This is a genomic window from Streptomyces sp. E-08 (assembly GCF_049913095.1).
GTDB lineage: Bacteria > Actinomycetota > Actinomycetes > Streptomycetales > Streptomycetaceae > Streptomyces.
Genome location: NZ_CP183971.1, coordinates 2,020,800 through 2,041,874 on the forward strand (window position 1 = coordinate 2,020,800; position 21,075 = coordinate 2,041,874).

Consider the following 21,075-nt stretch of genomic DNA (forward strand, 5'->3'; position numbering starts at 1 on the left):
ATTCCGAGCGTAGTTCAGGGGGCGAGGCGGACCTGGCGGAGCAGGGCGGACACGTCCCCCGATCGGATCAGCACATCTTCAGACCGCAACCCCGTGGGCGGCGCCCACCCCCGTCGTGGGCGCCGCCCCGCCCGGGCGCGGGTCCGCACCGGTGCCGGCCCCGCGGGCGGGCTACGAGTCGAAGGGGCGGGCCGGCCACGGGGAGGTCGCCGGGCGGAGGGACTGGAGGCCCTCCGCGCGCGCCGCCGCCAGCGACAGCACCCCCACCACCAGGCAGTTGTTGTGAAGCTCGCCCGCGAGCACCCCCCGCACCAGGTCCGCGAGCGGCACCCGGGCGAGCTCCATGTCGGCCTCCTCCTCGGAGACCTCGTACCGCTCGCCCTGCGCCTCCGAGAGGTCCCGCGCCAGGAAGATCCGTACGGCCTCGTCGCAGCCGCCGGGCGTCGTGTAGACGTCGGTCAGGACCCGCCAGTCCTCCGCCTTGACGTGCGCCTCCTCGTACAGCTCGCGCTGGGCCGCGTGCAGCGGGTTCTCGCCGGGCACGTCGAGGAGCCCGGCGGGGATCTCCCAGAGCTTCTGCCGCACGGGGTGCCGGTACTGCCGGAGGACGACCACGCGGTCCTCCTCGTCGAGGGCGAGGACGGCCACGGAGCCGGGGTGGACCTGGTAGTCGCGGCGGACGACCGAGCCGTCCGGCATGACCACGTCGTCCGTGCGGACACTCGTCTTCTTGCCCGTGAAGGGGGTGGCGGTGGCGGCGACGCGCCACTCCTCCGGGGTGTCCTGCACCTGCTGCATGAGCTGTCCTCCCACATGACCGCTGACCACTTGACCGCTTGGCCATGTGACCGCTTGACCGCTTGACCGCATACGAAAGCCGGGGCAGGGGTCCGGAAGAGGACCCTTGCCCCGGCTACGTTAACGCGCCGTACTACTTCGCCGTCTTGCCCATCTTGCGCTCGACGGCCGCCTTCACCAGGCCCGCGAAGAGCGGGTGCGGGCGGGTCGGGCGGGACTTCAGCTCCGGGTGCGCCTGGGTGGCGACCAGGTAGGGGTGGACATCCTTCGGGTACTCGACGAACTCGACGAGCTTGTTGTCCGGGGAGGTGCCGGAGAAGACCAGACCGGCCTTCTTCTCCAGCTCCGCGCGGTAGGCGTTGTTCACCTCGTAGCGGTGGCGGTGGCGCTCCTCGACGTACGGCTCGTCGCTGTAGGTCTCGCGCACGACCGAACCCTCGGCGAGCTTCGCCGGGTAGAGGCCCAGGCGCATCGTTCCGCCCAGGTCGCCGGCGCCCTCGACGTACGCGAGCTGCTCCTCCATCGTGGAGACGACGGGGTGCGCGGTGGCCGGGTCGAACTCGGTGGAGTTGGCCTCCGGGATGTCGGCCAGGTTCCGCGCAGCCTCGATGACGATGCACTGGAGGCCGAGGCAGATGCCGAGCAGCGGCACCTTGTTCTCGCGGGCGTACTGGATCGCGCCGACCTTGCCGGAGACACCGCGGTCGCCGAAGCCGCCGGGGATGAGGATGCCGTCGACGTCGCCGAGCTGCTTCGCGGCGCCCGCCGGGGTCTTGCAGTCGTCGGAGGTGACCCACTTGACCTTGACCCGCGCCTTGTTGGCGAAGCCGCCGGCGCGCATGGCCTCGGTGACCGACAGGTAGGCGTCGGGCAGGTCGATGTACTTGCCGACGAGCGCGACGGTGACCTCGTGGTCGGGGTTGTGGACGCGGTCCAGGAGGTCCTCCCAGACGGTCCAGTCCACGTCGCGGAAGGGCAGGTCGAGCTTGCGGACGACGTAGGCGTCCAGGCCCTCGGTGTGCAGCACCTTCGGGATGTCGTAGATCGACGGGGCGTCGATGGCGGCGACGACCGCGGCCTCGTCGACGTCGCACATGAGCGAGATCTTGCGCTTGATCGCGGTGGGGACCTCGCGGTCGGCGCGCAGCACGATCGCGTCGGGCTGGATGCCGATGTTGCGCAGGGCGGCGACGGAGTGCTGGGTCGGCTTGGTCTTCAGCTCGCCGGAGGGGCCGATGTAGGGCAGCAGCGAGATGTGCACGACGAAGACGTTGTCGCGGCCGACCTCGTGGCGGACCTGGCGGACGGTCTCCAGGAAGGGCAGCGACTCGATGTCGCCGACCGTGCCGCCGACCTCGGTGATGACGACGTCGACGTCGTCGGTCGCCATGCGGCGGATGCGGCCCTTGATCTCGTTGGTGATGTGCGGGATGACCTGCACGGTGTCGCCGAGGTACTCGCCACGCCGCTCCTTGGCGATGACCTGCGAGTAGACCTGGCCGGTGGTGACGTTGGCCGAGCCGTCGAGGTCGACGTCGAGGAAGCGCTCGTAGTGGCCGATGTCCAGGTCGGTCTCGGCGCCGTCGTTGGTGACGAACACCTCACCGTGCTGGAAGGGGTTCATCGTGCCCGGGTCGACGTTCAGGTACGGGTCGAGCTTCTGCATCGTGACCCGCAGGCCGCGGGCCTTGAGGAGCGCACCCAGGCTGGAGGCGGTCAGCCCCTTGCCGAGCGAGGAGGCGACACCCCCGGTGACGAAGATGTGCTTGGTCGTCGTGGTGTTGGGCGGCATCGCCAAGAGGGGGCTCCCGTGGTCGCGTTCTGGAGGTGCGTACCGGCGTCCCCTCCGGAAGAATCGGGGGGTGCCGTCGCTGCGGTTTCGGGGTCCTCGGCTGTCGCCGTTTCCCACCGGTCCACGGGGTACCAGGGTATCAGCGACATCGGGAGACCGCTTCCGGCCACACGCGGCAGTCGGGTGTTCACGGACGGCGACGCGACCGTGGGGGCCGGGGGCGGCTCGGCTCACCCGTGTGGCGCAGCGCGCCGCCCGTGTGATCACTACGGTCGCCGGGGTGGCACGTATTCTGCTCGGACATCCCCCGCAGAGAAGGCCGGCGTCACCTGCCGAGAAGGCCGCCGTCACCTGCCGGGCAGGCCGGCGTCACCCGCCGCGCAGGCCGGCATCGCCCGTCGTGAAGGGCGGCTCATCCCGCACACTGGCTTGGCCGACACCTCACAGACATCACGCACATCAGCAGCAAGCGCCCCTCAGGGGCGGACGTGGCCGTACGACTGGAGTGGAGCACGTGGCCGGGCGCATCGAGGATTACGCACTCATCGGAGACATGCAGACCGCAGCCCTGGTCTGCCGGGACGGCAGTGTCGACTGGCTGTGTCTCCCCCGCTTCGACTCGCACGCGGTCTTCGCGGGACTGCTCGGCACGGAGGAACACGGTTTCTGGCGGGTGGGCCCGGCGGGGCCCGCGGACGCGGAGGCCGCCCCCGCCGACCGGCGCCGCTACCAGGGGGACTCGCTGATCCTGGAGTCCGAGTGGGACACCCCGCGCGGCACGGTCAGGGTGACCGACTTCATGCCGCCGCGCGACGGCGCGCCGCAGCTGATCCGGATCGTCGAGGGCGTCTCGGGCCGGGTCCGGATGCGTTCCTCGCTGCGGATGCGGTTCAGCTACGGCCGGATCGTGCCCTGGGTGCACAAGGTCGGGGAACGCACGGTCGCGGTCGCCGGGCCGGACTCGGTGTGGCTGGACACGGACGCGGAGACCCACGGCAAGGACCTGACGACGTACTCCGACTTCACGGTCATGCCCGGGGAGCGGATCACCTTCACGCTCTCCTGGCAGCCCTCGCACAAGGAGCCGCCGGCGCTGCCGGACCCGGAGGGCGCGCTGGAGGCGACCGCCGACTTCTGGCGCGAGTGGGTCGAGCACTGCACGTACCACGGCCCCTACCGGGAGGCCGTGATCCGTTCGCTGATCACCCTGAAGGCGCTGACGTACGCGCCGACCGGCGGGATCGTCGCCGCGCCGACGACCTCGCTGCCGGAGGAGATCGGCGGCGTCCGGAACTGGGACTACCGCTACACCTGGCTGCGGGACGCGGCGATCACCCTCTCCTCGATGCTCCGCACCGGCTACCGCGAGGAGGCCCGCGCCTGGCGGGACTGGCTGCTGCGCGCCGTCGCGGGCGACCCGGAGAACCTGCAGATCATGTACGGCATCGCGGGCGAGCGGGAGCTCGGCGAGGCGGAGCTGGACTGGTTGCCGGGGTACGAGAACTCCGGCCCGGTCCGGGTCGGCAACGGCGCCGCGAACCAGCTCCAGCTGGACGTCTACGGCGAGGTCACGGAGGCCCTCCACCTCGCGCACATGACGGGCCTGTCCCGCAACGACTACGCCTCCCTGCTCCAGATCAAGCTGATCAACTACCTGGAGACGAACTGGGACCAGCCCGACGAGGGCATCTGGGAGGTCCGTGGCCCGCGCCGTCACTTCACCCACTCCAAGGTGATGGCCTGGGTGGCCGTCGACCGCACGATCAAGCTGATCGAGTCCGGGGACGCCGACGGCCCGCTGGAGCGCTGGCGCGAGCTGCGCGACGAGATCCACCGGGACGTCTGCGAGAAGGGCTACGACAAGGAGCGGAACACGTTCACGCAGTCGTACGGCTCCCGGGAGCTGGACGCCTCGCTGCTGCTGATCCCGCAGATGGGCTTCCTGCCGCCGGACGACAAGCGGGTCATCGGCACGATCGAGGCGATCCAGCGCGAGCTGTCCACGGAGGACGGTTTCGTGCTGCGGTACCCGACGGCCGGCGAGGAGGCCGGCGTCGACGGCCTGGAGGGTGACGAGGGCGCGTTCCTCGCCTGCTCGTTCTGGCTGGCGGACGACCTGGCGATGATCGGCCGGGTCGACGAGGCGCGCACCCTCTTCGAGAAGCTGCTCGCGCTCCGCAACGACCTGGGGCTGCTCGCCGAGGAGTGGGACCCGCGGCTCCAGCGGCAGGTGGGCAACTTCCCGCAGGCGTTCAGCCACGTCCCGCTGATCGACACGGCGCTGCGGCTCACGGCGAGCGGGGCGTACGGCGGCTAGCGGGGCGTACGGGGGCTGAGGAGCGCTCCAGGGGGGCCGGACCTACGATGAAGAGGTCCTGTCCCCCCTCGCGAAAGGGGGGCTCCCATGGCTCCCCACATCTCCGAAAGCGCCCTCGCCGGGCTCGTCGACGACCTGGCCGGTGAGGTGATCATCCCCGGCGGTCAGGGCTACGACGAGGCGCGTGCCCTGCACAACGGCATGATCGACCGGCGCCCGTCGGTGATCGCCCAGTGCGCCACCCAGGCCGACGTGTCCAACGCGATCCAGTTCGGCCGCGAGGCCGACCTGCCGATCGCGGTGCGCGGCGGCGGGCACAGCGTGGCCGGGACGTCCATGATCGACGGCGCGCTGATCGTCGACCTCCGCCGGATGCACGCCGTCGTGGTGGACCCGGAGGACATGACGGTACGGGTCGAGGGCGGGGCGACGATGGCCCACCTGGACCACGCGTGCCAGCCGTTCCACGTGGCGACCACCGGAGGCCGGGTGTCCACGACGGGCGTCGGCGGTTTCACGCTGGGCGGCGGGTCGGGCTGGCTGGAGCGGAAGTTCGGGCTGGCCAGCGACAACCTGCTCGCGGTCGATCTGATCACCGCGGAGGGCAAGCACGTCCGCGCGGACGCCGAGGAGCATCCGGAGCTGTTCTGGGCGCTGCACGGCGGCGGCGGCAACTTCGGCGTGGCGACCTCGCTGACGATGCGGCTGCACCCGCTGCCCCGGATGAGCATGTCGATGCTGCTGTACCTGCCGGAGAACGCGCCCGAGGTGGTGCGCACCTTCCGCGATCTCGGGGCCGTCGCGCCCGACGAGATGGGTGGCGGCGCTATCTATCTGCCCGCGCCCCCGGAGCCGTTCATACCCGAGGAACTGGTCGGCAAGCTGGTCTGCGGGGCGCTGTTCACGTACACCGGGCCGGTCGAGGAGCTCCGTGAGTTCGCGGCGCCGCTGTTCGCGCTGAAGCCGGCGGTGGAGATCGTCACGGACATCCCCTACGTGGATCTGCAGTCGATGATGGACGACCCTCCGGGGCTGCGGAACTACTGGTCGGCCGAGTACCTGCGGGAGTTCCCCGACGAGGCCGTGGACAGCTTCTGCGACCGCGGCGCGGGGATCCCGGCGTCCACGGCCACCCAGCACGTGCTGTTCCTGATGGGCGGTGCCGTGGCCGCGGGGCCCTCGGAGTATCCGCAGCCGTGGCGCACCGCTCCGTGGGCGGTGCACCCGTTCGCGACCTGGGAGGACCCCGCGTACGACGAGCGGGCGAGGCAGTGGGTGCACGACGTGCGGGCCGATGTGCGGCCGTGGGCGCTCGACGCGACGTACCTGAACTTCGTCGGCGCCGAGGGCGAGCAGCGGATCGTCTCCTCGTTCGGTGAGGAGAACTACCGCCGGCTCGCCGCCGTGAAGGCCGAGTACGACCCCGAGAACGTGTTCCGGTTCAACCAGAACATCGCCCCGGCCGGGTGAGCCGGCTCATCGCAGTGCGGTGATCACCTCCCTGGCGGCGCGCTCGCCCTCGGTCGCGCCGCCTTCCATGAAGCCCTGGAAGTCGTAACTGCAGTGCTCGCCGCCGATGTGGACGTTGCCCTGGGCGGTGCCCTCGTACCCGGCGTACCGGTGGAGGTAGCCGACGGGCCAGTAGGAGTACGCGCCGAGGGAGTACGGGTTCTTGTGCCAGGCGGAGAGCTGGGCGCGGCCGGTGTAGGCCCGGGAGGTGCCGGGGAAGAAGGCGTCGATGCCGGCCAGGTGACGGGTGACCAGGTTCCGTACGTACGGGTCGGACTCGGTGGAGAACGGCCCGGCCGGGTTCAGGCTCCGGGCCAGGCTGCCGCCGCCGTACTGGAGGAGGATGCCGCCGGTGCCGCCCTGGACCTTGGTGGTGTCCCAGGTCTGCTGGACCTCTGTGTCGGTGAAGCAGTCGCCCGACGAGACGCCGGGCCAGGGGCCGGTGCCGCGCCAGGGCCGGGTGCCGAACTGCATGTTGAGCTTGGTGCAGTAGCCCATGCGGGCGTCCCGAAGGAGGTTGCGCATGAGCGGGTCGAACCCGGCCCGGGAGAGGTCGAGCTGCTGGAGGACGGGCAGCGGGACGCACAGGATCGTGTGGTCGGCGGTGACGGTCCGGGTGGCGCCGGCCTCGGTGAAGGTGAGGGTCTGGGTGCCGTCGGCCTCGGCCCGTACGGCGGTCAGCGACCAGCCCGTGCGCAGGGTGCCGGGGGCGAGCGCCCCGGCGACGGCGTTCGGGAGCCGGTCGTTGCCACCGACGATGTGGTAGCGCTCGTTGGACAGGCCCCAGACGTTGAAGTTGCCGGGGTTGGTCTGGTAGCCCATGAGCAGGACGAGGGCGAGCGAGGACTGTTCGGTGGTGTCGGCGCCGTACTCGACGTTGTAGGCGACGTCGAGGAACCGGCCGAGCGGTGAGGAGTGCCCGCCGGGGACCCGGCTCTCGATCCACTCGTACAGCGACATGTCGTCGAGGGCGGTGCCGGTGGGGGTGGTCTGGTTCCACTTCACCTCGCCCGCGTCCAGCAGGTCGCGGTGGAGCGCCTGGTAGACGGCGTTGAAGTCCTCGTCGGCCCGGGCCCGGGGGTAGTAGGCGCCGCCGAACCAGAGGACCTCCTCGGCCCCGTTGGGTCCGCCGCCGAGGAAGTCCTCGGTGGCGAGTCCGAAGCGGCGGCAGAGTTCGAGGATCTTCTTGTGGCTGGTGTCGATCAGCTCGCCGCCGATCTCGGAGGTCTGGCCGTACGCCCAGTGGTCCCGCTGGGTCCACATGCGGCCGCCGACCCTGGACGGGTTCGCCTCGTAGAGCACCGGGCTCAGACCGGCGTCCTGGAGGGTGAGGGCGGCCGTGAGGCCGGAGATCCCGGCGCCGACGACGGCGACCCGGGCGGTGCTCTTGACGGGCGGGGCGGGGGTGGCAGCCGCGGCGGGGACCGCCGTGCCGGCGCCGGCGGCGATCCCGGCGGCGGCGGCGTACTTGAGCAGGGTCCGGCGTCCGAGGGCGTCGGCCCTCATGCCGCGCAGCTCGTCGACGGGGATGCTCAGCCGTCGGGCGTCGGCGTGCTCGGCGGCGAGGAGTTTCAGGAGGTGCATCGGGTTGGTGCGTGCCATGGGGCGCTCCTGGAGGTGGGCGGGATCAGCTCTGCGGTACGGGGGCGGGCTCCGTGCGGGGGTCGGCGGGGCGCTCGGCGGCGTCCTCCAGGACGATCCGGCCGATGATCTCGTAACGCTCGGGCCGCCTGGCCTTGAGGTGCAGGCCGAGGCCGAGGCCGCCGAAGAAGACGAGGCCGACGATCCAGGGGATGGCCTTGAAGAAGAGGGAGTCGGCGGCGAGACCGGCCGCGGTCTCCATGTTCATGACCAGCAGCACGACGACGGCGATCATGCCGATGCCGCCGAGGAGCGGGGCGGTGAACGTCCTGAACCAGTGCCGGTCCTCGGGGTGGTTCTTCCGGAAGTAGCCGATGACGGCGAACGAGCACAGCGTCTGGACGATGAGGATCGCCATCGTGCCGAGGATCGCGAGCAGCGTGTAGAGGTGGATGTAGGGGTCCTGGCCGGTGAGCCAGAAGGCGGCGACGAGGGCGACGGCGATCGCGCTCTGCACGTACGAGGCGATGTACGGCGAGCCGTGCTTCGCGTGCGTCCGGCCGAGCGCCGGGTGGAGGAAGCCCTCCCGGCCGATGGCGTACAGATAGCGCGAGGCGCACTGGTGGAAGGCCATGCCGCAGGCGAAGGAGCCGGTGAGCAGCAGCCACTGGAAGGCGTCGACGGCCCAGGCGCCGATGAAGGTCTGGGTGGGCGCGAAGAACAGGTCGAGGGGCGAGGAGGAGGCGGACAGCTTCACGGACCCCGCGAGGCCGTTCCCCGCGATGGTCATCCACGAGACGTAGATGTAGAAGAGGCCGACGCCCACGACGGAGATCAGGGTGGCGCGCGGGATCACCCGCTTGGGGTCGCGGGACTCCTCGCCGTACATCGCGGTCGACTCGAAGCCGACCCAGGACCAGAAGGCGAAGAACAGGCCGAGCCCGGCGGAGGTGCCGGTGAAGGCGTTCCTGGGGTCGACCGGCTCGACCGGGATGCCGTCGGGGCCGCCGCCCGCGATCAGGACGGCGGTGGCGACCGCGAAGAGGACGGCGATCTCGGCGACGAGCATCACGCCGAGCGCCTTGGCGGTCAGGTTGATGTCGAAGTACGACAGGACGGCCGTGACGGCGAGCATGACCGCCGCGTAAAGGATCCACGGCAGGTCGAGGCCGAGCTGGTCGGCGACGGTCGTCTTGGCGAAGTAGGAGAAGACGCCGACGATCGAGGCCTCGAAGACGACGTACGCGAGGACGGCCAGCATGCCGGAGGCCATGCCGGCGATCCGGCCCAGGCCGTGCGAGATGTAGCCGTAGAAGGCGCCGGCGGCCGTGATCCGCTTGGCCATGGCCACGTAGCCGACCGAGAAGACGGTCAGGACGAGCGTCGCGAAGAGGTATCCGGCGGGTGCTCCGGTGCCGTTGCCGAAGCCGACGGCGATGGGGAGGTTTCCGGTCATCGCCGTGATCGGCGCGGCGGTGGCGACGGCCATGAAGACGACGCCGACGAGTCCGACCGAGTTCGCCTTCAGCCGGTGGACCTCTGGGGTGGGGTTCTCTGCCATGGCCCGAGAGGATCCTCGCGAGTGACGTAGGCCACAATCGACATGCGGTCGCACAATTCCCGCCACGGGACGACGAGTTGTCGCCCTGATGTACGAACTGTCCGGTCCCGTGACCGTGCGGTGATGTCGCCGCAACACGGACGCGGGTAGCGTCCGGGCCCATGGACAATCAGGGCGGGATCACCGTGCAGCGGGCGCTGGAACTCCCCGGGCTGCGCGGCGGGCTCCCGGAGGTCGTGGCCGGCGCGGATCGGCTCCACCGCACCGTGCGCTGGGTGCACGCGGGCGAGGTGCCGAACATCGCGTCGCTGCTCAAGGGCGGCGAACTGCTCCTCACGACGGGCCTCGGCCTGGGCACCCGCCCGGCCGAACAGCGGGCCTTCGTCCGCCGGCTCGCCGACCGGGGCATCGCCGCGCTCGTCGTCGAGCTGGGCCCGCGCTTCGCCCGCCTCCCGGCGACGATAGTGGAGACCGCGCGGGCGGCCGGGCTGCCGCTCGTCCAGCTCCACCGCGAGGTCCCCTTCGTCGCCGTCACGGAGGAGATCCACACCGAGATCGTCAACGGCCACTACGCGCTCCAGCGGCAGGCCGAGGAGGTCCACCGGCAGTGCACGGAGGCGCTGCTCGGCGGCGGCGGGGTCCCGCAGGTGCTCCGCATCCTCTCCGACTTCGCCGCCAACCCCGTCTTCCTGGAGACCGCCGACGGACAGCTGCTGTACGCGGCGGGCACCGAGTCCGCGCCGGCCGACCCGCTCCAGGTGTGGGACGGGCTGCGCGGCCAGCGGGCGGCCCGCGAGTCCGGCCCGCCCACCGGCACGGTCCTCGTCGACGTGCCCGGCGGCGGCCCCGGTACGGGCTCAGTGCGGGCCCGTCTCGTCCTCCTCGCGGTCTCCGGCGCCCTCTCCCCCGTCCACCGGATGGCGGCCGAGCGGGCGGCGGGACTCCTCGCGGTCGTCCTCATGCAGGCCCGCCAGGAGGAGGAACTCGCCGCCCGCGGCCGGGGCGACTTCCTGACGGACCTGGCGGAGGGCCGGATCTCGGCGGAGGACGCCCCCGCGCAGGCGAGGGTCCTGGGCTTCAAGCCCGGGGACGGCCCGCTCCTCCCCGTCGTCATGCGTCTGGCCCCGGAGCTGTCCCCCTCGGGCAACTGGGCCCTGCTGGCCCGGGCGGTCCTGGAGGAGCTGTCCTCGGTGGGCGTCCCGGCCCTGCTCGGCGTCCGCCCGGTGGAAGGCCGCGTCCCCCTGCTCCTGGGCCTGCGCTCGGAGACGGAACGCACGGCGGTCGCGGACCGGGTCGCGGCGGCGCTGCGCGCGGGCGTGGAACGGGCCGGCCTGGAACGCGCCGGAGCGCACCCGCCGGTCGTCGTGGTCGGCGTCGCGGGCGGCTGGGCGGCGGCCTCGGCGGGCCTGCGGCACGCCGCGGAGACGGCGACGGCGGCGCAGGGCCTGTCGGACCTTCCCTGGTACGACGCCCGGCGCCTGGACATCGACCTGCTCCTGTGGCGCCTGCGCGACCACCCGGACCTGGCGGCCTTCGTGGACCGCGCCATCGGGCCCCTGCGGGACCACGACCGCACCTCCCGCCCGCCGCTCCTGCCGACCCTGGAGACGTACCTGGCCCATGCGGGCCGCAAGGCGGAGACGGCGCGCGAGCTGCACCTCAACCGGCAGACCCTCTACAACCGCCTGGCCCGCATCTCGGAACTCCTGGGCACGGACCTGGACGACCCCCAGACGGTCCTGGCCCTCTCCTTGGCCCTGCGAGCCCGCCGGCACACGCCGTAACGGGGGCGGGGCGGCCCGCCGCCCAAGGCCGGTGCGGGGGCGCCTACCGGCCCGCCACCAACTCGTCGTACACCGACAGCACATGCGCGACCGTCTCGTCCTCCGTCGGCCACGACCCCGCCTGCACCCGTCCCGCCGCCGCCAGGTCCATCCGTCGTTCCGCGTCGTCGAGGAGGCCCCGTACCGCCCCCGCCAGGGCCCCCGCGTCCCCGTACGGCACCAGTTCCGCCGCGTCACCGACGAGTTCCGGTACGCCGCCGACGGCGGTCGCGACGAGCGGCACACCGAGCCGGAGCGCCTCCTGCGCGAGCAGGGAGCGGGCCTCCCACCGCGACGGCAGCACGGCGACGTCCGCGGCCGCCAGCAGCTCGGCGACGTCGTCCCGCCGGCCGATGAGCCGGACGGCGAGCCGCTCCTCGAAGATCCGCCGTTGCAGGAAGGCCCGTTCACGCCCTTCCCCGGCGATCACGAGCAGCGGCTGCGGGTCGAGCTCCCGCCACTCCCGGGCCGCGTCGAGCAGCGTCCGGTACCCCCGGCCGCGTTCGAGCGCTCCGACGGCCATGAGCAGCGGCCGGTCGACGGCGCCGAGTTCGGCGCGGGCCTTGCCGTCGTGGAGGCAGACGGGTCCGCGCGCGGGCGGAACGGTGACGGGGGCGAGGCGGGCGTCCCGGGCCCCGCGCCGCCGTGCCCGGTCGACGAGTTCGGAGGACGTGCCGAGGACGACGGTCGCGGCCCGCGCGGTCTTCCGTTCGAGGAGCCGCAGCACCCCGCCCCGTGCCCCGTCCAGGTGGTTCCGGTCGTGCCAGGTGGTCACGAGGGGCGCCGGGCCGCCGCCGGCGAGCGCGAGGGCGGCGCGTACGGAGGCCTGGAGGCCGTGCGCGTGGACCACGTCCGCGCCGATGCAGGCGTTGCGGAGCGCGGTGACGGTCGCGGGGTCGCCGAGGCGCGGCAGGGGCACGAAGTGCGCGCCGGCGCCCAGGTAGTCGTATGCGCGGTCGAGTTCGGCCGGGGCGCACACGGTCACCCGCACGCCCCTCGCCACCAGCCCCGAGGCAAGTGATCGGACGTGTGCGCTGCTGCCCGCGCCGCCGCCGCCCAGCACTTGGACCGTACGGAGCTGTGTCACGCGCCCAAGGATGCCAGTCCGCGCCCTCGACCGTACGCACGTTCCGGCACCGAAACGGCGTCGTTCCCCTGTGCGGTAGGCGTGCGGCGCGGGCACGCACCCCACGGGTTCACCCACACGGGTGAGCGCACGAGCGGACCTCTCACGCCCTCAGGCGGTGGCCGCCCGCTCCCCCCACACGGCGGCGGCCACCAGACCGGCCGCGTGCGCGGCGAGCCCCAGCCGCCCGTTGGAGGCGGCGACGGCACTGCCCACGGCGGCACCCAGCGCGTGCGCGCCCGCGTCGCCGAGCATGGTCTCCTCGCCGAGGTCGTCGCCGAGGAGCGCGGCCACGGCCCCCATCGGCGCGGCGGCGAGCGATCCCCGGAGCAGGCCCGGCGCGGCGAGCCCGAGCACGACGAGGCCCGCGCGCCCGGGGCGTACGTCCACGAGGTTCACCAGGTGCGCGGTGCCGGCGATGACGACCCCGGCGAGGACCTTGTCGACGGGCTTCTCCTTCAGGAGGGCCCCGGCCACGAGGGAGGCCGCGCCGATGCCGAACAGCTTCACGGCCCCGCTGGTCACCTCACCACCGCGCAGCGCCCCCAGATGCGCCCGGAACCCGCGCCGGTGGTCGCCCCGCAGGTCGTCGTACCGCCCGCACACGGCCGCCGCGGCGACGGCCAGGGCGGCGGCGGGTGCCGTGGGCAGGACGGCGGCGGCCGAGCCGAGCGCGGCGGCGGGGCCGCCCTGGAGGACGACCGGCCGGCCCGCGTGGTTGGTGCGTTCCCAGTCGGCCGGGTTCCCGGGCGGCCGCCGCCGCAGCTGTCCGTACGCGAGGCGCGTCGCGCCGAACGCGGCGGCGAAGGTGCCGATCCGCCCCGGGGCCCGCGTCACCCGTCCGCCCGGGCCGTGGCGAGCAGCTCCTCCGCGTGGGCCCTGGCGGTCTCGGAGTCCTCCTGGCCGGCGAGCATCCGGGACAGCTCCCGGACGCGCTCCTCGCCCTCCAGGACGGTGACGCCGGAGCGGGTCACGGAGCCGTCGTTGGTCTTCTCGACGAGCAGCTGCCGGTCGGCGAAGGCCGCGACCTGCGGGAGGTGGGTGACGACCACGACCTGCGCGGACTTGGCGAGCTTGGCGAGCCGTCGGCCGATCTCGACGGCCGCCTTGCCGCCGACGCCCGCGTCGACCTCGTCGAAGAGGTACGTGGGCACCGGGTCGACCCCGGCGAACACGACCTCCACGGCGAGCATCACCCGGGACAGCTCGCCGCCGGACGCGCCCTTGGCGATGGGCCGGGGCGGGGCGCCGGGGTGCGGGGCGAGCAGCAGCTCGACCTCGTCGGCCCCGGACGGGCCGTAGGCGACGCGCCGGCCGCCGACCTCGACGCCCTCCGGGTCATCGGTCTGGGCGATGGCGAAGGACACGCGCGCGTGGGGCATGGCCAGCGAGGCGAGTTCCGCGGTGACCGCGTCGGCGAACCGGGCGGCGGTCTCCGTGCGCGCGTCGGTGAGCCGCTGCGCGAGCACCGAGAGCTCGTCGCGCAGCCGGTCCCGCTCGGCCGTGAGCTCCTCGATCCGGTCGTCGTCGCCGTCGAGCTCGCCGAGCCGCCCGGCGCTCTCCTCGGCCCAGGCGAGCACGGCGGCGATGTCCTCGCCGTACTTCCGCGTCAGCTGGGTGAGGGCCGCCCGCCGCTCCTCGACGGCGGCCAGCCGCAGCGGGTCGGCGTCCAGGTCGTCGGCGTATCCGGCCAGCTCCTGCGCCACGTCCGACAGCAGGATGGAGATCTCGCCCATCCGGTCGGCGAGCCCGGCGAGCGCCGGGTCGTGGGACCGTACGGCCTCCAGGGCCCGGCCCGCGCCCGCGACGAGCGTGGTCGCGTCGACGGCCTCGGGGTCCTCGGGGTTACCGGCGAGCGCGCCGTGCGCGAGCGCGGCGGCGGAGGCGAGGGCCTCGGCGTGGCCGAGCCGCTCGGCCTCGGCCGCGAGCTCGGCGTCCTCCCCGGCGAGCGGGGCGACGGCCTCGATCTCGCCGAGTCCGAAGCGCAGCAGATCGGCCTCCTGGGCGCGTTCCCTGGCCCGGGTGGTGATCTCGTCCAGCTCGGTGGTGACGGCGCGCAGCCGCCGGTACGCCTCGCCGTAGGCGGCTAGCGGCACGGAGACGGCCCCGCCCGCGTACCGGTCGAGCGCGCCGCGCTGCCGGGCGGGCTTGAGCAGGCCCTGCTGGTCGGTCTGGCCGTGGACGGCGACGAGTTCGTCGGCGAGCTCGGCGAGCAGCCCGACGGGCACGGAGCGCCCGCCCACGTGGGCGCGCGAGCGTCCCTCGGCCGAGACGGTACGGCTGACGAGGAGCACGCCGTCGTCGAGCTCGGCACCGGCCTCCTCGGCGCGTACGGCGACGGGCGCGCCCGCGGGCACGCTGATCCGCCCCTCGACGACCGCCGACGCCGCGCCGATCCGCACCAGGGCCGGGTCGGCACGTCCGCCGAGCAGCAGCCCCAGGCTGGTCACGACCATGGTCTTGCCCGCACCGGTCTCACCGGTCACCGCGGTGAAGCCGGGCGACAGCTCGACCACCGCGTCGTCGATGACCCCGAGCGACCGTATCCGCATCTCCTCCAGCACGCCCCAGACCATACGAGGTTTCCCGGGTCCGATGCGACATCGCCCCCGGGCGTAACCCTCGGGGGCGCCACTCGTTGCGCCCCGCCGGGGGGTGTCAGTGCGGTGCGCCCCGCCATCCCGAGACGGGCAGGGCGAACTTGGCGACGAGCCGGTCCGTGAACGAGGCGTGGTGCAGCCGGGCGAGCCGGACCGGCACGGCGCCCCGCCGCACCTCGACGCGCGCCCCCGCCGGAAGCTCCACGGTCCTGCGTCCGTCGCACCACAGCACCCCGTGCGGGGTGTGCGGCTCGACCTCGACCGTGAGCACCGACTCGGGGGTGGTGATCAGGGGCTTGGCGAAGAGGGCGTGGGCCCCGATCGGGACCATGAGCAGCGCCTCGACCTCGGGCCAGACGACCGGGCCGCCCGCCGAGAAGGCGTACGCGGTGGAGCCGGTGGGTGTCGCGCAGATCACCCCGTCGCAGCCGAAGCCGGTGACCGGGCGGCCGTCGATCGCGAGCACGACCTCCAGCATCCGTTCCGGCGAGACCTTCTGCACGGCGGCCTCGTTGAGCGCCCAGTCGCGGTGCAGGACGTCGCCGTTCTCGTACACGGTGACGTCGAGGGTCATCCGCTCCTCGACCTCGTACGCCTTGGTGACGACCCGGTCGACGACCTTGTCGAGGTCGTCGCGCTCGGCCTCCGCGAGGAAGCCGACGCGCCCCAGGTTGACGCCGAGCATGGGCACGCCGGAGGCCCGGGAGAACTCGGCGCCGCGCAGCAGGGTGCCGTCGCCGCCGAGGACGACGAGGAGTTCACAGCCGTCGAGCGCGTCGGAGCAGGCCTCCGGCACCTTCTCGACGGACGGCGGGAGCGGCAGGTCCGCGGCCTCGGCCTCCAGGACGCGGACGCCGATGCCGCAGCGCAGCAGCCCCAGGACGACCAGTTCGGCGCTCCGCACGGCGGCCGGCCGGCCGGTGTGCGCGAGCAGGAAGACGGTGCGTGATGTTCCCGATGGTGCTGCTGCCGTTGAGCTCAACGAGGTCCCTCCGCCACGGCGCGGTCGACGTCCGCCGGATCCAGCGCGGGCGCGCCTGCCCGCAGCCACAGAAAGTACTCGACGTTGCCGGAGGGTCCGGGCAGCGGGCTCGCGGTGACGCCGAGCACGCCGAGGCCGAGCTCGGCGGCGCGCCGGGCCACGTTCTTCACGGCGTCGGCGCGGAGTTCGGTGGACCGTACGACACCGCCGGTGCCGAGCCGCTCCTTGCCCACCTCGAACTGCGGCTTGACCATCAGGACGAGATCGGCCCCGGGGGCCGTGCAGGCCGCGAGGGCGGGCAGGACGAGACCGAGGGGGATGAACGACAGGTCGCCGACGACGAGGTCGACCGGGACGCCGTCGATCGCGTCGAGCGTCAACTCGCGTACGTTCGTGCGGTCCTTCACGGTGACGCGCTCGTCGCTCTGCAGCGACCAGGCGAGCTGCCCGTAGCCGACGTCGACGGCGACGACGTGGGCGGCGCCCGCGCGCAGCAGGACGTCGGTGAAGCCGCCGGTGGAGGCTCCGGCGTCCAGGGCGCGCCGGCCCTCGACCTTCAGCCCCTGCGGCACGAAGGCGGCGAAGGCGCCGGCGAGCTTGTGGCCGCCGCGCGAGACGTAGTCGGGGTCGGAGTCGTCCTGGACGACGACGATGGCCGCGGCGGTCTCGACCTGGGTGGCGGGTTTGGTGGCGACGGTCTTGCCGACGGTCACCCGGCCCGCGGCGATCAGCTGGCTGGCGTGTTCGCGCGAGCGCGCGAGCTTGCGCCGGACCAGCTCGGCGTCGAGACGGCGGCGTGCCACTCCTGCCACGTTCGGTTCAGCTCCTGTTGTCGTACGGACGGGGGGCGGGGTGCGTGTCGAGCGAGGTCAGCTCGGCGCGCAGTCCACGGTGTACATCCTCGTACACCTCCAGGTGTCCGTCCGCCGGGAGGTGGTCCACCTCGGCGAGACGCGCCAGGCCGGCGTCGACGGCGGGATGTCCGGTGGGCTCCAGGGCGACTCCGAGCGGCGCGGGCCCGGCGGGCTCGTACGCCTCGGCGGGGGCCGGCTCCTGCGGGGCTTCGGGGAGGGGGTCGCTCATGGCCCCGACGCTACCGCGAAGCCCTGGGGTACCGTCGACGGCGATGGCGACGATCACGGAGTGCCGCGGCGCACTGGACAGACTTTCGGACAATCTCGCGCGGGCGGACGACGGCGTGCGCGGTGCGGCCGCGCTCGACCGCAGCCTGAGCTGCCACGTCACCGACCTCGACACGACCTTCACGGGCCGTCTCACGCAGGGCCGGATCCGGGTCGACGGGACGGTGGACGGCCCGCCGCCGGACAAGGCGCAGATCCGGCTCGCGATGACCGGCGACGACCTGGTGGCGATGGTGGCCGGCGAGCTGAACTTCGCGAAGGCCTGGGCCTCCGGCCGGGTCAGGCTGGAGGCCGGCTTCCGAGACCTGCTGCGGCTGCGGTCGCTGCTGTAACCGGCGCCGTCACTTCTGCAGCGCGGGCTCCTGGGCGACGGACTCCTCGGCCTGCGCCGGGACCGCCGTCCGGGCGCGGGCCTTCCGTCCGGCGGGCACGACCAGCGGCGTACCCGTCTCCGGGTCGTCGATGACCTGGCAGCGCAGCCCGAAGACCCGCTCGACGAGCTCGGCGGTCACCACCTCCGCCGGCGGGCCCTCGGCGACGACCTCGCCGTCGCGGACCGCGATGAGGTGGGTCGCGTACCGGGCCGCGTGGTTGAGGTCGTGGAGGACGGCGACGAGCGTCCGCCCCTGCGTCTCGTGCAGCTCGGCGCAGAGGTCGAGGACGTCGATCTGGTGCTGGATGTCGAGGTACGTGGTGGGCTCGTCGAGCAGCAGCAGCGGCGTCTGCTGGGCGAGGGCCATGGCGATCCAGACGCGCTGCCGCTGACCGCCCGAGAGCTCGTCCACGTACCGGTCGGCCAGCTCGGCGACGCCCGTCGCAGCCATGGACTCACGGGTGACGCGCTCGTCCTCCGGCGACCACTGGCGCAGCAGCCCCTGGTGCGGGTAGCGGCCGCGCGCGACGAGGTCGGCGACGGTGATGCCGTCCGGGGCCACGGACGTCTGGGGCAGCAGCCCGAGGGTCCTGGCGACCTTCTTGGCGGGCATGGTGTGGATCGACTGCCCGTCGAGCACGACCCGGCCCTCGGTGGGCTTCAGCATCCGGGAGAGGGCGCGCAGGAGGGTGGACTTGCCGCAGGCGTTGGGCCCGACGATGACGGTGAACGAGTTGTCGGGGATCGCGACGGACAACTCGCGGGCGATGACCCGCTGCTCGTACGCCAGGGTGACCGATTCCGCGCTCAGACGCTGCTGCTGCCGACCGTCCATACCCGCACTCCCGCTTTCTCGTCCGTGGTCGGGTCCGGCGGTGACGACCACGACCCACGCGGAGTTAGGTTAGCCTATCCAACTTCACGTTCTGCCCAGGGAGCCGGGATCCCACACCCCCCGAGCAGCGCCGGCACCTTCCCCCTCACACCCCGAGCAGCGCCAGCACCTTCCCCGCGCCCGGCACGCCCCCACCCGGCCGGTCGGCCTCCGACCACGCCGCCCCGCACAGCGCCCGCACCCCGTCCATCACATCGGCCCCCTCGCCCGGCACGCCGTCGAGGACGAGCTCACCGCCGCTCACCGAAGCCCGCCACCCCCCGCACACGAAACCCCCGTCCCCGTCGGCGACGACCTCGGGCTGCCCCGTCAGCAGCCCCCGCAGATCCGCCGCCACGAACGTGGGCCGGTGCGCCGGCACCGCCGCGAGAAGCTGCGCCACGTCCGTCACCCCCGTCAGCACGAGCAGCGAGTCCACCCCGCCGTTGAACGCGCCCTCGATGTCCGTGTCCAGCCGGTCGCCCACCACCAGCGGCCGATCCGCCCCCGTCCGCAGCACCGTCTCCCGGTGCATCGGCGGCAGCGGCTTCCCCGCGACCTTCGGCTCCGCCCGGCCCCCGGTGGCGATCCGTACGACCTCCACGGCCGCCCCGTTCCCCGGCCCGATCCCCCGCGCCCCGGGAATCGTCAGGTCCGTGTTCGAGGCGTACCACGGCACGCCCCGCCCCACCGCGTAGGCCGCCTCCGCGAACCGCGCCCACGGCATCCCCGGTCCGCCGTACCCCTGCACGACCGCCACCGGGTCGTCGTCCGCCGACTCCACCGGCACCAGGCCCCGCTCGCGCAGCGCCACCCGCAGACCCTCGCCGCCGACGACCAGCACCCTGGACCCCGCCGGCACCTCGTCCGCGATCAGCCGGGCCACCGCCTGAGCCGAGGTGACGACGTCCCCGGCCTCGGCCGGGACGCCCAGCTCCGTCAGGTGCTCCGCCACCTCACCGGGCGTCCGCAGCGCGTTGTTCGTGACGTACGCCAGGTGCATCCCGCCGGCGCGCGCCGCCCCGAGCGCCTCCACGGCGTGCGGCACCGCCTCCCCGCCCGCGTACACGACACCGTCCAGGTCCAGGAGCGCCGTGTCGTACGCCTCGCTCAGCGCGACAGCGCTGCCCCCGGGGCACTTCCTGCCGCCGTCCGCCTGCCCCTGGCCGTTCCGCACCGTCACCGCGCACTCCTCAGATCACCGGGTGAATTCCCCCACTCTCCCGATCATCGCTCATGCCCGCCCACATACGATGACAGGATGAACACATCAGGTCACGCGGCCGACGACGTCCGCGACGACGCCACAGGCCTGCGCCTGGCCCCGTTCCGGGGACTCCGGTACGTTCCCGAGCGGGTCGGCAGCCTCGCCGCCGTGACGTCCCCTCCCTACGACGTCGTCGTACGACCTGACGGACTGCTCCATCTGGAGTCCGCCGATCCCCACAACATCGTCCGGCTGATCCTCCCGCAGGCCATCACCGCCGGCACCCGCCACCGCAAGGCCGCCGTCACCCTCGACCGCTGGCTCGCGGACGGCGTCCTCGCCCCGGACCCGGAGCCCGCGCTCTACGTGTACGAGCAGCACGGCGACGGCATCCTCCAGCGCGGCATCATCGGCGCCCTGGAGCTCTCCACCCCGGACGAGGGCATCGTCCTCCCCCACGAGGACGTCATGCCGCACGTCGTCGAGGACCGCGCCGCCCTGATGCGGACAACGGCCGCCAACCTGGAGCCCCTGCTCCTCACGTACGTCGGTGGGGAGGAGGGCGGCGCCGACGCGGTCATCGAGCGCACCGTCCACCGCGAGCCCCTGCTCTCCACCACCACGGAGGACGGCTTCCAGCACCGCCTCTGGTCGGTCACGGACCCCGCCGAACTCGCCACGATCGCCGGCGAACTGACCCGGCACCAGGCCCTCATCGCCGACGGCCACCACCGCTGGGCGACGTACCTCCGGCTGCGCGAGGAGCACGCGGCACCCGGCCCCTGGAACTACGGCCTGGTCCTCCTCATCGACACCGCCCGCTACCCCCTGCGGGTCCGCGCCATCCACCGGCTCCTCAACCGCCTGCCGGTCGCCGACGCCCTCGCGGCCCTCGGCGACGCGTTCCGGGTGCGCCGCATCGACCGGCCGCTCCCCGAGGCCCTGGAGGCCCTCGCGGCCGCCACGGAGCAGGGCAACGCCTTCCTCCTCGCGGGGGACGGCGCCTTCCACCTCCTCGACCGTCCGGACCCCGCGCTCCTGGACCGCACGATCCGCACGGACCGCCCGCAGGCCTGGCGGACCCTGGACGCGACGGTCCTGCACTCCACGCTCCTGGAGCACGTCTGGCACATCCCGGACGCCCCCGAGGACATCGCCTACATCCACGACACGGTGGCGGCGGTCGACCAGGCGGAGCGCCGCGGCGGTACGGCGGTCCTCATGCATCCGGTACGGGAGGAGGTCGTCCGCGACCTCGCCCGCCAGGGCGTCACCATGCCCCGCAAGTCGACGTCCTTCGGCCCGAAGCCGGCGACGGGCCTGGTCCTGAGAAGCCTGGCCCTGGACTGAGGTCACGGAAACGAAAGAAGGGCGGCACCCGGAGGGTGCC

Annotated in this window: 17 protein-coding genes; 5 read left to right on the forward strand and 12 right to left on the reverse strand. The window is 73.2% G+C overall.

Going from position 1 to position 21,075, the window contains the following annotated elements; translation table 11 throughout:
* Positions 1–171: 171 nt before the first annotated feature.
* Both ACN9MM_RS09265 and ACN9MM_RS09270 read right to left on the reverse strand, forming a co-directional pair.
* Entirely contained in the window at positions 172–798 is a 627-nt protein-coding gene (locus ACN9MM_RS09265; protein ID WP_426363174.1) for an NUDIX domain-containing protein, read from the reverse strand.
* 133 nt (positions 799–931) lie between these two features.
* Entirely contained in the window at positions 932–2,590 is a 1,659-nt protein-coding gene (locus tag ACN9MM_RS09270) for a CTP synthase (protein WP_426368705.1), read from the reverse strand.
* 514 nt (positions 2,591–3,104) lie between these two features.
* On the opposite strand from ACN9MM_RS09270, the gene ACN9MM_RS09275 reads away from it, so the two are divergent.
* Both ACN9MM_RS09275 and ACN9MM_RS09280 read left to right on the forward strand, forming a co-directional pair.
* Positions 3,105–4,907, forward strand: coding sequence for a glycoside hydrolase family 15 protein (locus ACN9MM_RS09275; protein ID WP_426363175.1), 1,803 nt, complete (start codon positions 3,105–3,107; stop codon positions 4,905–4,907).
* A gap of 87 nt (positions 4,908–4,994) precedes the next feature.
* Positions 4,995–6,377: an FAD-binding oxidoreductase gene (locus ACN9MM_RS09280; RefSeq protein ID WP_426363176.1), complete on the forward strand. Its 1,383-nt coding sequence runs from the start codon at positions 4,995–4,997 to the stop codon at positions 6,375–6,377.
* A gap of 6 nt (positions 6,378–6,383) precedes the next feature.
* Here the strand turns inward: ACN9MM_RS09280 and ACN9MM_RS09285 are convergent, their stop codons facing one another.
* Positions 6,384–8,018, reverse strand: a complete 1,635-nt coding sequence (locus tag ACN9MM_RS09285; RefSeq protein WP_426363177.1) for a flavin monoamine oxidase family protein — start codon at positions 8,016–8,018, stop codon at positions 6,384–6,386.
* A gap of 25 nt (positions 8,019–8,043) precedes the next feature.
* Complete coding sequence (locus tag ACN9MM_RS09290) at positions 8,044–9,558, reverse strand: APC family permease (protein ID WP_426363178.1); 1,515 nt, start codon at positions 9,556–9,558, stop codon at positions 8,044–8,046.
* A gap of 161 nt (positions 9,559–9,719) precedes the next feature.
* On the opposite strand from ACN9MM_RS09290, the gene ACN9MM_RS09295 reads away from it, so the two are divergent.
* Entirely contained in the window at positions 9,720–11,342 is a 1,623-nt protein-coding gene (locus ACN9MM_RS09295; protein ID WP_426363179.1) for a PucR family transcriptional regulator, read from the forward strand.
* Between the two features lie 43 nt (positions 11,343–11,385).
* On the opposite strand, the gene ACN9MM_RS09300 is transcribed toward ACN9MM_RS09295, so the two are convergent.
* From ACN9MM_RS09300 to ACN9MM_RS09325, 6 genes are all read right to left on the reverse strand, one after another.
* On the reverse strand, positions 11,386–12,468 hold the full coding sequence (locus tag ACN9MM_RS09300; protein ID WP_426363180.1) for a glycosyltransferase family 4 protein: 1,083 nt from the start codon (positions 12,466–12,468) through the stop codon (positions 11,386–11,388).
* A gap of 150 nt (positions 12,469–12,618) precedes the next feature.
* Complete coding sequence (locus tag ACN9MM_RS09305; RefSeq protein ID WP_426363181.1) at positions 12,619–13,344, reverse strand: hypothetical protein; 726 nt, start codon at positions 13,342–13,344, stop codon at positions 12,619–12,621.
* Positions 13,341–15,083 carry a DNA repair protein RecN gene (gene recN / locus ACN9MM_RS09310; protein ID WP_426363182.1) on the reverse strand — a complete coding sequence of 581 codons (1,743 nt, stop codon included), beginning with the start codon at positions 15,081–15,083 and terminating at the stop codon, positions 13,341–13,343. The genes ACN9MM_RS09305 and recN overlap by 4 nt, the downstream gene beginning before the upstream one ends.
* Before the next feature lie 82 nt (positions 15,084–15,165).
* A complete protein-coding gene (locus tag ACN9MM_RS09315; RefSeq protein WP_382870597.1) occupies positions 15,166–16,089 on the reverse strand; it encodes an NAD kinase in 924 nt (307 codons plus the stop codon).
* Positions 16,086–16,901, reverse strand: a complete 816-nt coding sequence (locus ACN9MM_RS09320; protein WP_382870599.1) for a TlyA family RNA methyltransferase — start codon at positions 16,899–16,901, stop codon at positions 16,086–16,088. The genes ACN9MM_RS09315 and ACN9MM_RS09320 overlap by 4 nt, the downstream gene beginning before the upstream one ends.
* 7 nt (positions 16,902–16,908) lie before the next feature.
* Positions 16,909–17,172, reverse strand: coding sequence for a hypothetical protein (locus tag ACN9MM_RS09325; RefSeq protein ID WP_426363183.1), 264 nt, complete (start codon positions 17,170–17,172; stop codon positions 16,909–16,911).
* A gap of 43 nt (positions 17,173–17,215) precedes the next feature.
* Between ACN9MM_RS09325 and ACN9MM_RS09330 the strand changes: the two genes are divergently transcribed.
* Entirely contained in the window at positions 17,216–17,563 is a 348-nt protein-coding gene (locus ACN9MM_RS09330; RefSeq protein WP_426363184.1) for an SCP2 sterol-binding domain-containing protein, read from the forward strand.
* Between the two features lie 9 nt (positions 17,564–17,572).
* On the opposite strand, the gene ACN9MM_RS09335 is transcribed toward ACN9MM_RS09330, so the two are convergent.
* Entirely contained in the window at positions 17,573–18,439 is an 867-nt protein-coding gene (locus ACN9MM_RS09335; RefSeq protein WP_426363185.1) for an ABC transporter ATP-binding protein, read from the reverse strand.
* Positions 18,440–18,584: 145 nt separating this feature from the next.
* The gene (locus ACN9MM_RS09340) at positions 18,585–19,661 is read right to left on the reverse strand and encodes an HAD hydrolase-like protein (RefSeq protein WP_426363186.1); all 1,077 of its coding nucleotides are present in this window, start codon (positions 19,659–19,661) and stop codon (positions 18,585–18,587) included.
* A 78-nt stretch (positions 19,662–19,739) separates the two neighbouring features.
* On the opposite strand from ACN9MM_RS09340, the gene ACN9MM_RS09345 reads away from it, so the two are divergent.
* Positions 19,740–21,035 carry a DUF1015 family protein gene (locus ACN9MM_RS09345; RefSeq protein ID WP_426363187.1) on the forward strand — a complete coding sequence of 432 codons (1,296 nt, stop codon included), beginning with the start codon at positions 19,740–19,742 and terminating at the stop codon, positions 21,033–21,035.
* Positions 21,036–21,075: the final 40 nt, after the last annotated feature.